Source organism: Pelomonas parva (assembly GCF_043555835.1).
Classification (GTDB): Bacteria; Pseudomonadota; Gammaproteobacteria; order Burkholderiales; family Burkholderiaceae_C; genus Pelomonas; species Pelomonas parva.
Genome location: NZ_JBIGHV010000001.1, coordinates 131,443 through 144,449 on the forward strand (window position 1 = coordinate 131,443; position 13,007 = coordinate 144,449).

Here is a 13,007-nt window from a genome sequence, read left to right on the forward strand (position 1 = left end):
CTCCGGCGTGTTGGGGCAGCGAAGGATGGCGGCACGATCAGCGAGTGCTGCAAGTCACACTGCGTCCACGCCAGCATCGCCGAAGTCCGCCACAGAGGCACAGAGGCACAGAGAGATCACGGCACAGGGAACAAACGAATTCCTCTGTGCCTCTGTGGCTGTGTTCTGTTCTCCGCTTCCTGACCTCAGAACGCCGCGATGCCCGTGATCGCCCGCCCCAGGATCAACGCATGGATGTCGTGCGTGCCCTCGTAGGTGTTCACCACCTCCAGGTTGACGAGATGCCGCGCGATGCCGAACTCGTCGGAGATGCCGTTGCCGCCCAGCATGTCGCGCGCCATGCGGGCGATGTCCAGGCTCTTGCCGCAGCTGTTGCGCTTCATAATGGACGTGATCTCCACGGCGGCCGTGCCCTCGTCCTTCATGCGGCCCAGGCGCAGGCAGCCTTGCAGGCCCAGCGTGATCTCGGTCTGCATGTCGGCCAGCTTCTTCTGCACCAACTGGTTGGCCGCCAGCGGCTTGCCGAACTGCTGGCGGTCCATCGTGTACTGACGGGCCGTGTACCAGCAGTCCTCGGCCGCGCCGAGCGCGCCCCAGGCGATGCCGTAGCGCGCGCTGTTCAGGCAGGTAAACGGCCCTTTCAACCCACGGACTTCAGGGAAGGCGTTCTCATCGGGGCAGAACACCTTGTCCATGACGATCTCGCCGGTGATGGACGCGCGCAGGCCCACCTTGCCGTGGATGGCGGGCGCCGTCAGGCCCTTGGCGCCCTTCTCCAGCACGAAGCCACGGATCTGCCCGCCGTCATCCTTGGCCCAGACGACGAACACGTCGGCGATGGGGCTGTTGGTGATCCACATCTTGCTGCCGGTCAACTCGTAGCCGCCGTCCACCTTGCGGGCGCGGGTGACCATGGAGCCGGGGTCGGAGCCGTGGTTGGGCTCGGTCAGGCCGAAGCAGCCTATCCACTCGCCGCTGGCCAGCTTGGGCAGGTACTTCTGCTTGGTGGCCTCGTTGCCAAACTCGTTGATTGGCACCATCACCAGCGACGACTGCACGCTCATCATCGAGCGGTAGCCTGAGTCGACGCGCTCCACCTCGCGGGCGACGAGGCCGTAGCAGACGTAGTTCAGCCCGGCGCCGCCGTACTGCGCGGGGATGGTCGGGCCCAGCAGGCCTAACTCACCCATCTCACGGAAGATGGCCACGTCGGTCTTCTCGTGGCGGAAGGCCTCCAGCACGCGCGGCTTCAGGCGCTCCTGGCAGTAGGCGGCGGCGGCATCGCGCACCAGGCGCTCGTCCTCGGTGAGCTGCTCGTTCAGCAGCAGCGGGTCGTCCCAGTGAAAGCTTGCCTTGTGGGCCATGGCGGTCTCCTCGATGGTCAGTGGGCGCCGGTCAAGCGCGTATGGCGCCGAGTATTCCTCCGCTGCCCGATTCGTGTCCAATTCAAGAAACGACTCCGACCATTCGCCATGCCTATCGATGCGACACGCTCGCTGGAGTTCCGCCACCTGCGCTACTTCCTCGCGCTGGCCGAGGAACTGCACTTCGGCCGCGCCGCCCAGCGCCTGGCCATCTCGCAACCGCCGCTGTCCGTGGCCATCCAGCAACTGGAGGCCAGCGTCGGCGCCCGGTTGTTCGACCGCGACAGCAAGGGTGTGCGCCTGACGCCGGCGGGCCTGGCCTTCCGCGCCAGCGCGCAAGGCCTGATCGACCGCGCCGAGGACGCCTGCGCGCTGGCCCGCGACGTGCAGTCCGGCGAGGTGGGCCGGCTGCGGCTGGGCTTTGTCGGCTCCACGCTGTTCAACGGCCTGTCGGCCTGGCTGCAGGCCTTCCAGGCCAGCCATCCCAGGGTCGAGGTGGTCGTCGTGGAGCTGAACTCGCAGGACCAGATCGACGCGCTGCTCGGCGAGGAACTGGACCTCGGCCTCGTCCACACCGACCGCCTGCCGCCGGCGCTGGCCTCGCAGCCGCTCTACAGCGAGCCCTTTCTCGCCTGCCTGCCCGCCGGCCACCCGCTGGCAGTGCTCGAGGAGATCCCGCTCGCGGGCTTGAGCGACCAGCCCTTCATCCTGTTCTCCCGCAAGGGCTCGCCGGACTACCACGCCCGCATCGTCGAGATCTGCCGCCAGCACGGCTTCTACCCGCGGCTGCAGCACGAAGGCCGGCACTGGCTGTCGGTCGTGTCACTGGTAGCGCAGGGGCTGGGCGTCAGCATCGTGCCGGCGGCGTTCCTGCGGGCGGGCGTGCAGGGGGCGGTGTTCAGGCCGCTGGTCGAGGCCCTCGAGACGTCGGCCGTGTTCGCAGCATGGCGCAAGGATTCGGCCGGCGTGTTGCGGGAAAACTTCCTGGCCGTGCGGCCGACACGCTGAACCTTCCAAGCCACCAGGGAGGACGCCCACCGCAGATCGCCAGCCGGCCGCAACGGCTGCACGTTGGGCGCAACCGCGAAATCCTGCCGCGCCTTCACGCCTCCTACAAACGGGCTGAGCCGGAAACCACTCATCATTCGTCTGTCCGCAATTTGTCCTGGACAAACCTTGTTAAAGGCAGCCCGCTGCGCTTTCGCGACAGTCATTGCCGCCCCTTGTTTCGCCGCTCGAAAAAGAAAGTGCACCCCATGAAACTCGATCAGTTGCCCGTCGGCACGCGCCTGCGTCTGGGCTTCGGACTTGTGCTCACCATCCTGGTGATCGTCACGTCGGTGGCGGTGGTCAAGGTGAACGCCATCCGAGCGGCGCTGCATGCCAACAACGATGTGCACGCCTCCATCCAGCGCTTTGCGATCAACTTCCGCGGCTCGGCGCACGACCGGGCCATTGCCGTGCGTGACGTGGTGCTGGGCGCAGAGCCGGCCGACCGGCAAAAGGAGACCGCCGCCATCGATGCGCTGGCCAGGTTCTACGCCGAGTCAGCGAAGCCGCTGGAGACGCTGCTAGCCACTTCTGCAGACAAGCCCGCACTCGACAAGCTGTACGGCGACATCAAGGCCATCGAGGCGCAAGCCGTAGCCACCACCCAGAACGTCGTCAAGCTGATGGACGCGGGCGACACGGCGGGCGCGCAGGCACTGCTGTGGGGTGAAGCCAAGCCGCAATACGTGCAATGGCTGGCGGCGATCAACCGCCTGATCGACTACGAGGAGAGCCGCATCCAGGTCGAGAACAAGATTGCGCTGGAGCAGTCGGACGGTTTCCTGCAGGTAATGTTGATCGCGCTGGCCCTGGCGCTGCTCTGCGGCACGGCGCTGGCGTGGCTGCTGTCGCGCAGCATCCTGCGCCAGCTGGGTGCCGAGCCCCAGGCGCTGGGAGACGCGGCGCGGCGCGTGGCTGCCGGCGACCTGAACCAGCTGCCGGGTGCGGCGGCCGCACCGCCGCAGAGCGTGCTGGCCTCGCTCGGCGCCATGCGCGACAGCCTGGCGGCCATCGTCCTCCAGGTCCGCCAAGCGTCCGACTCCATCGCCACCGGCTCGGCGGAGATCGCCAGCGGCAATGCCGACCTGTCCACGCGCACCGAGCAGCAGGCGTCCAGCCTGCAGCAGACGGCGTCCTCAATGAGCCAGATGAACGCGGCCGTCAAGGGCAATGCGGACACCGCACGCCAGGCCACCCAGCTCGCCGCCTCGGCCAGTGCCGCGGCCGCCAAGGGAGGTCAGGTGGTGGGACAGGTGGTGGCAACGATGGAAGACATCAGCACCAGCTCCAAGAAGATCGCCGACATCATCGGCGTCATCGACGGCATCGCCTTCCAGACCAATATCCTGGCGCTGAATGCCGCCGTCGAGGCGGCCCGCGCCGGCGAGCAAGGCCGCGGGTTTGCCGTCGTGGCCTCCGAGGTGCGCAGCCTGGCGCAGCGCAGCGCCGAGGCGGCCAAGGAGATCAAGTCGCTCATCGGCGCGAGCGTGGGCCGGGTGGAGGCCGGCACGCAACTGGTCAGCGATGCCGGCGCGACGATGGATGACATCGTCAGGCAGGTGAAGAACGTGGCCGACCTGATCACCGAGATCGGCGCATCCGCGCATGAGCAGACCGAAGGCATCGGCCGCGTCAGCGGCTCCGTCTTCGAACTGGACCGCAGCACGCAGCAGAACGCGGCCCTGGTCGAACAAAGCGCGGCGGCCGCCGAGAGCCTGACCCAGCAGGCCAGCCGCCTGGCCGAAGTCGTGCGGCTGTTCCACATCGATCGGCCGGCGTCGCGTGGCTGACAGCGGTTGCCCCGCATGGAGACAGGCGGGGCTCAACCGGCCGACATTGTCAAGCAGCGGAACGGCAGGATCTGCCGCAGCTACGCGAGAACGTTCGTGCCGGCGTCCAGCCTGCCGATGACTTCCCGCCGGCAAGCAAGGCGCACTCCGGCCACGGCAACTTCCACCCGGTCGCCTGGTGCCAGCATTGCGAAGGCGGCGGCATCCTCAATCGAAGGGAAAGGCACTTCGCCATCGCGACGCCGGCTTCATGGCCCCGCCATCGCGCTGCAATAGCATCGGGCCGCTTCGCTAACGAAGCGTCACGTGGACGGAGGCGGCATGCTGGCAAGGCATTGTCAAAAGTCGGCCGCAGCCCCGAGCAGCCTGGGTCGGGCGGTCCTGCCGGGGCCGGCGGCGGCCGAAGAGACCCTAGGCTGCGACAGCCGCAGTTTCAGCTATCGCTACTGCCGGGCCGACACCGACAACCGGATGGAACTGCTCCGGCAGCGCAGCCTCATCGATTGCCGCGAGGGGCGCTACTGGGGCCATGACCGCTACGGCGTATGGGTGGATCGCGGCTGCCCGGCAGACTTCCGCGTCGGCCGCAACGACCACCACGACCGCCACAAGACCGTCGGCAGCGGTGTGGCCATCGTCGGGCTGGCCACGTTGACCGCTTTGGTGAGCAGTCGCAAGCAGCAAGCTCGACAAGGGAGGCCCGGGGTGAGGCGCTACCCTCCGCCGTGGGTCATTTCAGTTGTCCATTCCGCATTCGCGGCACCCGCGACGCATGAAAGAAGCAATTCGGGCCGAGCGCCGGGCCGCTCCCAAGCCGGCCCGGTGGGCGATGTGCTTGCCGGTCGAGCCCGCAAGCATCGCCGCCCCCCGGGGGGCCGACTGGGCCGGCCCGCGTCCAGCGGGGCAAGACCGGGCGAGGGGCTCACTTTCACTTCAGCGGCTACGACGCGCAGGAGCGGGTCAAGGCCCGGATGCAGTTTCTGCCCCGCCTTCGCCGCTCCGCCACAGCGTCGTTCTGTTGCAGGCGAGAGCACCCCGTCGCGGCGCAGCGCCTCCAGAATCCCACCATCTAGAACCTGGAGTTACTCATGATCAACAAGCTCGCCGCCGAATCCATCGGCACCTTCTGGCTCGTCCTTGGCGGCTGCGGCAGTGCCGTGCTCGCCGCAGCCTTCCCGCAGGTGGGCATCGGCCTGCACGGCGTATCGCTGGCCTTCGGCCTGACCGTGCTGACCATGGCCTTCGCCATCGGCCACATCTCGGGCTGCCACCTGAACCCGGCCGTGTCGGTAGGCCTGTGGGCCGGCGGGCGCTTCCCGGCCAAGGAGTTGTTGCCCTACATCGTGGCCCAGGTCGCGGGCGGCATCGCTGCGGGTGCCGTGCTGTATGTCATCGCCAGCGGCGCGCCGGGCTTCGATGTCAGCAAGGGCTTCGCATCCAACGGCTACGGCGCGCATTCGCCGGGTGGCTATTCGCTCACCGCCGCGCTGGTGACCGAGGTGGTCATGACGGCCTTCTTCCTCCTCATCATCCTCGGCGCGACCGACCGCCGCGCACCGGCCGGCTTTGCGCCCATCGCCATCGGCCTGGCGCTGACGCTGATCCACCTGATCAGCATCCCGGTCACGAACACCTCGGTCAACCCGGCGCGCAGCACCGGCGCGGCGCTCTTCGTCGGCGGCTGGGCGGTGGAGCAGCTGTGGTTGTTCTGGGTCGCGCCCATCATCGGCGCGGTGCTGGGTGCCGCCATGTACCGGGTCATCGGCAGCGAACAGCGCTGAGCCTGTCAACGCCTCAACCCGTTGAGCACCTCACCCCCACTCCCCAGCAGCCGCTCGACGACCGCCTCAAACAAGCCCTCCTCCGCCACCACGCCCTGCAACGTCTGCCCCTGCAGCGACCCGCACAGGTTGACGCTCGCCAGTGGCGCCGGCAGCGCCCGCATGTACTCGGCCACCGCCACCGGCTGCGCCGCCACGATCTCGGCCATGAAGGCGGGGCTCAGCAGGCCGACGTTGTCGAGCAACGGAAACGGCAGGATCTGCCGCAGCTGCGAGAAAAAGTTCGTGCCGACGTCGAGCTTGCCGACGACTTCCCGCTGGCGGCCGATGCGCGCGCAGGCATCGATGAAGAAGTCCAGATGCAGGCTGCCGGCGCAGAACACGGCCACCGAGTTGTTGACGCGGTGGATGACGCGGCGGGTGCCCGTTGGATCGGTGAACAGCCAGAGTTCATGGCAAAGCGCAAAGCCGCTCTCCGCCGTGATCTGCAGCGCATCGGGGTCGAAGACGAGCATGTCCGCGTCCACCCAGATGCTGCGCTGCCAGCCCTCGGCCAGCAGCTCCTTGGCGACGACGAGGCGGGCCAGGTCCGTGACGGGGCAGATCGCGTGTTGCGCCTTGGCGCGGAACCAGTCGGGCGCGCGGGCCAGGAAGGCGTCGTCGTAGAAGCGGTAGTCGAACCCCTGCGCCTGCGCCCAGGCCTTGACGGTGGCCATGCAGGCGGTGATCCAGGCCGGCACCCGCTCGGTGCGGAAGGATTGGTAGACGATAGTCTTCATGAATGTGGAAGTACGCAGTAGCCGGGCACGGGTGCCGAATCTAAAGTCAACGCGCTCGCGCGAGCTGGTCTCGCGTGATGACCTTCCTCTTCAAAACAACTGCGCCGGCCCGGCCTGGAGACAACGATGCATCACTTCCGACGACTGGCCAGCCGCCTGCTCGCCACCGCCGCCACGACGGCCGGGCTGATGGCCGGCGCCCACGCGCAGATCACCATCGGCCAGACCGCCGGCCACACCGGCACCGTGGCCGCCAGCGTGAAGGAGGCGACACAGGGCGCCAAGCTCTACTTCGACATCGTCAACGCCGGCGGCGGCGTCAACGGCCAGAAGCTGACGCTGGTGTCGCTGGACGACAAGTTCGACGCCAAGCTGGCCGTTACCAATGCCAAGGCGCTGATCGACCAAGGCGTGGTGGCGCTGTTCCTGAACCGCGGCACGCCGCTGACGCAGGCCATCATGCCGCTGCTCACCGAGCACAAGATCCCGCTGGTGGCGCCGTCCACCGGCGCGATGGTGCTGCACAAGCCCGTGCACCCCTGGCTGTTCAACGTGCGCGCCACCTATCAGCGCGAGGCCGAGCGGTCCATCGAGCACCTGAGCCTGATCGGCGTCGAGCGCATCGCCATCGTGCAGGTCGACGACTCCTTCGGCGAGGACGCCGTGCAAGGCGCGATGGCTGGCCTGGCCAAGGTGAACAAGGCGGCCGTCGCTCACGAGAAGTACGACCGTGCCAAGCCCGACTTCGCGCCCTTGCTGCCCCGGCTGCTGGCCAAGGAGCCTCAGGCGGTGCTGTTCATCGGCTCCGGCACGGCCGTCGTGCAGGGCATGAAGGCCGTGCGGGCGGCGGGATCGTCGGCGCAGCTGGTGACCTTGTCCAACAACGCCTCGGCCGGCTTCATCAAGGACCTGGGCGACATTGCCTACGGCGTCATCGTCAGCCAGGTGTTCCCGTACGAGCGCTCCATCGCCAAGCCGGTCATCAAGGAGGCCCTGGAGGCCGCGCAGAAGGCTGGCCTGGAGCTGACGCCCACCACCGTCGAAGGCTATGTGTCGGCCAAGGTGCTGGTGGAGGGCCTGAAGCGGGCTGGCAAGCAGCCGACGCGCCAGAGCCTGCGCGATGCGCTGGAAGGCATGGGCCGCTATGACCTGGGCGGCATCGAGGTGGGCTACAGCGCCAAGGACCACAGCGGGCTGGACTATGTCGACCTTGCCATCATCGACAGGACGGGCAAGTTCAGGCGGTGAGGCGTGAGCCCCTCGCCCGGTCTTGCAGCCCGCGCAGCCGACAGAGCGGCTGCTCTTCGGCAGGCACGCCAAGTCCACAGGACTTGCCGTGTCCGGCCTCAGCCCCCAAGGGGACGGCGATGCTTGCCGGTTCGACCGGCAAGCACATCGCCCACCGGGCCGGCTTGGGGCGGCCCGGCGCTCGGCCCGAATGCGGCCTCAAGCCGTCATCGCCCTGGCCACCAGCAGCGTGTCGGTGAACTGCTCGAAGGCCACGACCCGGCCCTGCGCCAGGCGCCACACGTGCGCCACCCGCGCCTGCATGGCCTTGCCGGTGGCGCTGCAGCGGCCGCTGTAGTGGCCGATGCCCACCAGTTGGTCGCCGCCATCGATGATCTGCTCCAGCGTGAAGCGGTAGCCGTCCCAGTCGCGGCCCAACACAGCAAAGACGTTGTTGACGACCTCTTGCGGCCCGACCCAGGTGCCGCCACAGGGGAAGCCGGCCATCTCCGTCCGGGCCACGTCGGGCGCCACGTCGGCCATCATGGCGGCGATGTCGCCACGCGCCGAGGCGGCGTAGTGGTCGGTCACGATCTGCAGGTGGGTCTTCATGTTCGGCTCCGCTTCATGGAGTACAGCCGTCGACCGCGCACAGCGTTGCCGCGTCGTCTGGCCCCACCGGCGGCTGGCCTGCCAGGCCTTGCAGCACCGCAGCGAAGTCCAGCGGCCGCCCCAGGTAGGCCATGGCGTCCAACCGGCTCAGGCCTGCCGGCGTCTCCAGGATGAAGCCGGGAAAGCCGCGCACGCCGGTCCGCGCCATGAAGGCCCGGGTCTGCTGGATGTGCGTCTGCACCGGGCCGGCGCTCTGGCGTGCCAGCTCGTCAGCGAAATCCGCCTCGGCCAGGCCGATGGCGCCGGCAAGCTCCACCAGCACGGCCGGCTCCGCGATGCGCCGCCCCTGCACGTAGTGCGCCGCCTGCAGTTCGGCCAGCAGGTGCAGCCCGCGCCCGCCCAGCGCGTCGGCGGCAAGGATGGCAGCGGTGGGCGGCTCGGAGTCGAACACCGCCTCGCCGTCACGCAGCAGCACGTCACGGTAGGGCGCGCCAAAGGGCTGGCCGCTGGCCTCGGCGATGCGCTGGTCATGCGCCATCACGTAGCCGCGCAGCTCGGGCGTGACGGGCTGGCGCTGGGCGCCGGCCATCATGCCGCCGCCATGCAGGCGCAGCGGCAGCACGGCACTGGCCGCGCGCACCAGCGGCGCGGCGCCCCAGCACCAGCCGCACAGCGGGTCGTGGATGTAGTGGAGGACGGGGTTGGTCACGGCGCTCACCAGGCCATTTCGCCCTTGTTGACCTTGGCGCCGATGTCCAGCGCGATGCCAAGGCCGGCCTGCGGGTAGGCCTGCTTCATGGCGTCGATCAGCTCAGCGCCGGTCTTGGCCTTGGCAGCTTCGGCGTCGAAGCGGCGCAGGTAGTCGCGGGTGTGGCGGATGGCGCTGGCGTCCAGCGTGGTGCCGGCGGCCATGTGGCCGGGCACGACGGTGGCGGGCTTGAGCGCCTCGATCTCGTCGAGCTGGGCAAACCAGGCCTGGCGCTCGGCGGGCTTCTGCGTGTCGGCCGTCCACACATGCAGGTTGCCGAAGATGGCGATGTTGCCGGCGATGGTCTTGATGGACGGAATCCACACATAGGGCCGGTGGGCCAGCACGCCGGTGGTGCCGCGCACCTCGACGGTCTCGCCATCCACGGTCAGGCTGCTGCCTTGAAGCGCCTCGGGCACGACGGGCTGCTGCGGCGCGTTGGCGCCCATCTTGGGCGACCAGAAGGCGAGCTTGCCCGCCAGCTTGGCCTGGATCTTTTCGCGCACGGCGGGCGTGGTCAGCACGCGGGCGTTGGGGAAGAGGGTCTTCAGCGTCTCGGCGCCGAAGTAGAAGTCCGGGTCGGCATTGCTGATGAAGATGGTCTTCAGCGTCTTGCCGCTGTCCAGCACGTTGGCCGCCACGCGCAGCGCGTCGGCGCGGGTGAAGCCGCTGTCGATGACCAGCGCCTCGGTCTTGCCGCTCACCACCACGGCATTGACGTGGAAGCTGTTGCCATCGGCGTTGTAGACCTTGACGGCCAGCGGTGTCTGGGCTTGTGCGGCGCCGCTGGCGACCATGCCGAGGGCCAGTGCGGGCAGCAGGCGGCGGACGAGTTGGCTGAGGGGGAACATGGGCATCTCCGTGGGTGAGGTGGGTATGGGCTGAACTCTAGGCATTGCGATACGGTTGATAAAGTCCGCTTCGGTTGACTGTTTATTTCACCGTTCGTCTCAATCCGAAGGGAACCCATGGATCGCCTGACCGCCTTGCGTGTCTTTGTCGAAGTGGCGGACCGCGGCAGCCTGACCCAGGCGGCCGATCAGCTGGAGATGTCCACCGCCATGGTCAGCCGCTACCTGGCAGCGGCCGAGGACTGGCTGGGCGCGCGGCTGCTGCACCGCACGACGCGCCGGGTCAGCCTGACCGATGCCGGCAGCGCCGCCCTGCCCGCCTGCCGCCAGCTGCTGGACCTGGCGCTGGAGACCCAGCACCTGGCCGCCGAGCGCAGCCGCGAACCCGCCGGCCTGCTGCGCATCACCACGCCGGGTTCGCTGGCGGAGGCGCAGCTGACAAGCGCGCTGGTGGACTTCCAGCAGCAGTACCAGCAGGTGGAGGTGATGCTGTCCGTCGCCGACAAGGCGGCCGACCTGGTGGCCGAGCGGGTGGACCTGGCCGTGCGCATCACCAACCACCTGGACCCGGCCATGATTGCCCGCCCACTGGCGCGCTGCCGCTCCCTGCTCTGCGCCTCGCCCGGCTACCTGCAGCAGCACGGCACTCCGCACACGGCCGACGAACTGCGCCAGCACCGCTGCGTGGCGCACGCCTTCGGCATTGGCCGGCAGTACCGCTTCCTGCACGGCGGCGAGGTCATCACCGTGCCGGTCAACTGGAACCTGCACACCAACGAGACCGCCGTGCTGCGCCGCGCCGTGCTGGCCGGGGCCGGCATCGGCATGCTGCCGACCTACTACCTGGGTGATGACCTGCGCGCCGGCCGGCTGGTGCCGCTGCTGCCTGACCATCAGCCCGAGGAGATGGGCATCCATGCCATCTACCTGTCGCGCCAGCACCAGCCGCTGGCGCTGCGCCTGCTGGTGGACTTCCTCGCCGCCCGCTTCGCCGACGAGCCCTGGGACCGTGACCTGGGTGCCGCCACGACGGCGGCCTGATCACCGGCGGGCCTGACGGGCGCCTGCGGCCAGGCCACATCTGTGCACTCCTTCGCAGCAGGCTGCCCGTGCGCTCTGGCCGGGCTGGCCCGGGGGCCAGCCCCTGGGCTACAAAGGCCGGTGCAGGACGTGCCGGCAGCCCCCCCCCCGCAGCTGACCCGGTCGCGAAGACGCAGAAAGGGCAAGCCATGCGAATCTCCACCCAGTTCCAGCTGCTGACCTCCGGCTTGATCGCCGCGCTCTTCCTGGCCTGCGGCGTGGCGGCCTGGGAATCCCGCAAGGCGCAGCAAACCAACGAGCGCACCTACAAGGGCGAAACGCTGGCCACGGCCTATCTGAACGACGCCACGAATGCGATGTGGGCCCAGCGCCTGGGCACGGCGCAATTCCGCAGCACGACGGACCGCGCGCAGCAGCAGGCGCTGATCGACGGCGGCAAGCAGCAGGCCCGCAATTTCGAGCTGGCCCTGGCCGGCCTGACCGAACAGCCGCTTTCCGCCACGGCCGTGAGCCAGGTCGGCGAGATGCGCGCCAGCTTCGACAAATACACCCAGGCACGCGCCCGTTGGTTCGAGCTGTCCCTGCAAGGCGACGCCGAGGCGGCCGAGGCGCAACGCAAGAGCGAGCTGACACCGGCCGCCGCCGCTGCGGTCAAGTCGCTGCAGGCGCTGGTCGACCTGGTGCGGTTGGAAGGCAAGACCGGCTTTGAATCACGCAATGCCAGCCTGCAGACCATGAGCAGCGCGCTCTTGCTCAGCGGCCTGTTCATCGTGCTGGCGGCGGCCGTGGCGTCGGCCCTGATCGTCCGCAAGCTTCGCCAGCGCCTACAGCGGGCGGCGGGCAAGGTTGGCCGCATCGCCGCCCTGGACCTGACGGACAGCATGCCGGACGACGGCCGTGACGAGATCAGCGAACTCATCGGCGCCTTGAACCAGATGCAGACCCAGCTGTTCGACGTGGTGCAGACCGTGCGCGCCAATGCCGGCAGCGTGGGTGTGGCCAGCGAAGAGATCGCCAAGGGCGCCATGGACTTGTCGATGCGCACCGAGCAGCAGGCCAGCGGCCTGGAGGAAACCGCCGCGTCGATGGCGGAGCTGTCGGGCCAGGTCAAGCAGAACGCCGAGAGCGGCCGGCAGGCGAATCAACTGACGGCCAGCGCCACGCAGGTGGCGCGCGACGGCGGCGAACTCGTCGCGCAGGTCGTCAGCACCATGCGCGGCATCGACGACAGCTCCAAGCAGATCGTCGACATCATCGGCGTCATCGACGGCATCGCCTTCCAGACCAACATCCTGGCCCTGAATGCGGCGGTCGAAGCCGCCCGGGCAGGCGAGCAGGGGCGCGGCTTCGCCGTCGTGGCCAGCGAGGTGCGCACGCTGGCCCAGCGCAGCGCGGCCGCCGCGAAGGAGATCAAGGCCTTGATCGCCGCCAATGTGGAGCGCGTCGAACAGGGCAATGTGCTGGTCAACCGCGCCGGGCAGACGATGAACGAGGTGGTGAGCGCCATCCAGAACGTCGCCACCATCACCGCGGAGATCAGCGGCGCCAGTGCCGAGCAAAGCCTGGGCGTGACCCAGATCAACCAGGCCATCAGCCTCATGGACGACGCCACGCAGCAGAACGCCGCCCTGGTCGAGCAAAGCGCGGCGGCGGCCGAGAGCCTCAAGGACCAGGCCCGGCAACTGGTGAAAGCGATGGAAGTGTTCCGGCTGAGCCAAGGCTGAACCGCGGCCGCCCAGGCGCGGCCCTCGCCGATTGACAGGC

11 protein-coding genes and 2 pseudogenes are annotated in these 13,007 nt (G+C 68.7%); 8 read left to right on the top strand and 5 right to left on the bottom strand.

From position 1 onward, the window contains the following. Positions 1-185 precede the first annotated feature (185 nt). Complete coding sequence (locus ACG00Y_RS00510; protein WP_394475303.1) at positions 186-1,364, bottom strand: acyl-CoA dehydrogenase; 1,179 nt, start codon at positions 1,362-1,364, stop codon at positions 186-188. Positions 1,365-1,496: 132 nt separating this feature from the next. Here ACG00Y_RS00510 and ACG00Y_RS00515 point away from each other — a divergent pair, with 132 nt between their 5' ends. The 4 genes from ACG00Y_RS00515 to aqpZ all read left to right on the top strand — a co-directional run bounded on the left by ACG00Y_RS00515 (position 1,497) and on the right by aqpZ (position 5,985). Continuing rightward, positions 1,497-2,372: a LysR family transcriptional regulator gene (locus ACG00Y_RS00515; protein ID WP_394476160.1), complete on the top strand. Its 876-nt coding sequence runs from the start codon at positions 1,497-1,499 to the stop codon at positions 2,370-2,372. A 248-nt stretch (positions 2,373-2,620) separates the two neighbouring features. Further along, a complete protein-coding gene (locus ACG00Y_RS00520; RefSeq protein WP_394475304.1) occupies positions 2,621-4,204 on the top strand; it encodes a methyl-accepting chemotaxis protein in 1,584 nt (527 codons plus the stop codon). Between the two features lie 321 nt (positions 4,205-4,525). Continuing rightward, complete coding sequence (locus tag ACG00Y_RS00525) at positions 4,526-5,296, top strand: DUF3011 domain-containing protein (RefSeq protein WP_394475305.1); 771 nt, start codon at positions 4,526-4,528, stop codon at positions 5,294-5,296. Next, a complete protein-coding gene (gene aqpZ / locus ACG00Y_RS00530; RefSeq protein ID WP_394475306.1) occupies positions 5,293-5,985 on the top strand; it encodes an aquaporin Z in 693 nt (230 codons plus the stop codon). The genes ACG00Y_RS00525 and aqpZ overlap by 4 nt, the downstream gene beginning before the upstream one ends. Before the next feature lie 5 nt (positions 5,986-5,990). Here aqpZ and ACG00Y_RS00535 read toward each other — a convergent pair whose 3' ends face one another. Then, positions 5,991-6,764: a hypothetical protein gene (locus tag ACG00Y_RS00535; RefSeq protein WP_394475307.1), complete on the bottom strand. Its 774-nt coding sequence runs from the start codon at positions 6,762-6,764 to the stop codon at positions 5,991-5,993. Between the two features lie 126 nt (positions 6,765-6,890). Between ACG00Y_RS00535 and ACG00Y_RS00540 the strand changes: the two genes are divergently transcribed. Then, positions 6,891-8,012: an ABC transporter substrate-binding protein gene (locus tag ACG00Y_RS00540; RefSeq protein ID WP_394475308.1), complete on the top strand. Its 1,122-nt coding sequence runs from the start codon at positions 6,891-6,893 to the stop codon at positions 8,010-8,012. Positions 8,013-8,210: 198 nt separating this feature from the next. Here ACG00Y_RS00540 and ACG00Y_RS00545 read toward each other — a convergent pair whose 3' ends face one another. Genes ACG00Y_RS00545 through ACG00Y_RS00555 form a run of 3 tightly spaced genes read right to left on the bottom strand, consistent with a single transcriptional unit; the run spans position 8,211 to position 10,148 of the window. Beyond that, positions 8,211-8,603: a nuclear transport factor 2 family protein gene (locus ACG00Y_RS00545; protein WP_394475309.1), complete on the bottom strand. Its 393-nt coding sequence runs from the start codon at positions 8,601-8,603 to the stop codon at positions 8,211-8,213. A 13-nt stretch (positions 8,604-8,616) separates the two neighbouring features. Next, the gene (locus ACG00Y_RS00550) at positions 8,617-9,321 is read right to left on the bottom strand and encodes a DsbA family protein (RefSeq protein WP_394475310.1); all 705 of its coding nucleotides are present in this window, start codon (positions 9,319-9,321) and stop codon (positions 8,617-8,619) included. Continuing rightward, positions 9,318-10,148 (bottom strand): MBL fold metallo-hydrolase, encoded by an 831-nt coding sequence (locus ACG00Y_RS00555; protein WP_394476162.1) that lies wholly within the window; start codon positions 10,146-10,148, stop codon positions 9,318-9,320. The genes ACG00Y_RS00550 and ACG00Y_RS00555 overlap by 4 nt, the downstream gene beginning before the upstream one ends. A gap of 171 nt (positions 10,149-10,319) precedes the next feature. Between ACG00Y_RS00555 and ACG00Y_RS00560 the strand changes: the two genes are divergently transcribed. The 3 genes and pseudogenes from ACG00Y_RS00560 to ACG00Y_RS28900 all read left to right on the top strand — a co-directional run. Further along, positions 10,320-11,243, top strand: a complete 924-nt coding sequence (locus ACG00Y_RS00560) for a LysR family transcriptional regulator (RefSeq protein WP_394475311.1) — start codon at positions 10,320-10,322, stop codon at positions 11,241-11,243. A 188-nt stretch (positions 11,244-11,431) separates the two neighbouring features. After that, a pseudogene (locus tag ACG00Y_RS28895) lies at positions 11,432-11,929 on the top strand (MCP four helix bundle domain-containing protein); the annotation flags it as partial. Between the two features lie 114 nt (positions 11,930-12,043). After that, positions 12,044-12,967: pseudogene (locus ACG00Y_RS28900) on the top strand (methyl-accepting chemotaxis protein); the annotation flags it as partial. Positions 12,968-13,007: the final 40 nt, after the last annotated feature.

Excerpts from the sequence above, each read along its gene's own strand:
- ACG00Y_RS00540 (WP_394475308.1), top strand. The coding sequence starts at position 6,891 with ATGCATCACTTCCGACGACTGGCCAGCCGCCTGCTCGCCACCGCCGCC.
- ACG00Y_RS00535 (WP_394475307.1), bottom strand. The coding sequence starts at position 6,764 with ATGAAGACTATCGTCTACCAATCCTTCCGCACCGAGCGGGTGCCGGCC.
- ACG00Y_RS00560 (WP_394475311.1), top strand. The coding sequence starts at position 10,320 with ATGGATCGCCTGACCGCCTTGCGTGTCTTTGTCGAAGTGGCGGACCGC.
- ACG00Y_RS00520 (WP_394475304.1), top strand. The coding sequence starts at position 2,621 with ATGAAACTCGATCAGTTGCCCGTCGGCACGCGCCTGCGTCTGGGCTTC.
- aqpZ (WP_394475306.1), top strand. The coding sequence starts at position 5,293 with ATGATCAACAAGCTCGCCGCCGAATCCATCGGCACCTTCTGGCTCGTC.
- ACG00Y_RS00555 (WP_394476162.1), bottom strand. The coding sequence starts at position 10,148 with ATGGTCGCCAGCGGCGCCGCACAAGCCCAGACACCGCTGGCCGTCAAG.
- ACG00Y_RS00525 (WP_394475305.1), top strand. The coding sequence starts at position 4,526 with ATGCTGGCAAGGCATTGTCAAAAGTCGGCCGCAGCCCCGAGCAGCCTG.
- ACG00Y_RS00510 (WP_394475303.1), bottom strand. The coding sequence starts at position 1,364 with ATGGCCCACAAGGCAAGCTTTCACTGGGACGACCCGCTGCTGCTGAAC.
- ACG00Y_RS00545 (WP_394475309.1), bottom strand. The coding sequence starts at position 8,603 with ATGAAGACCCACCTGCAGATCGTGACCGACCACTACGCCGCCTCGGCG.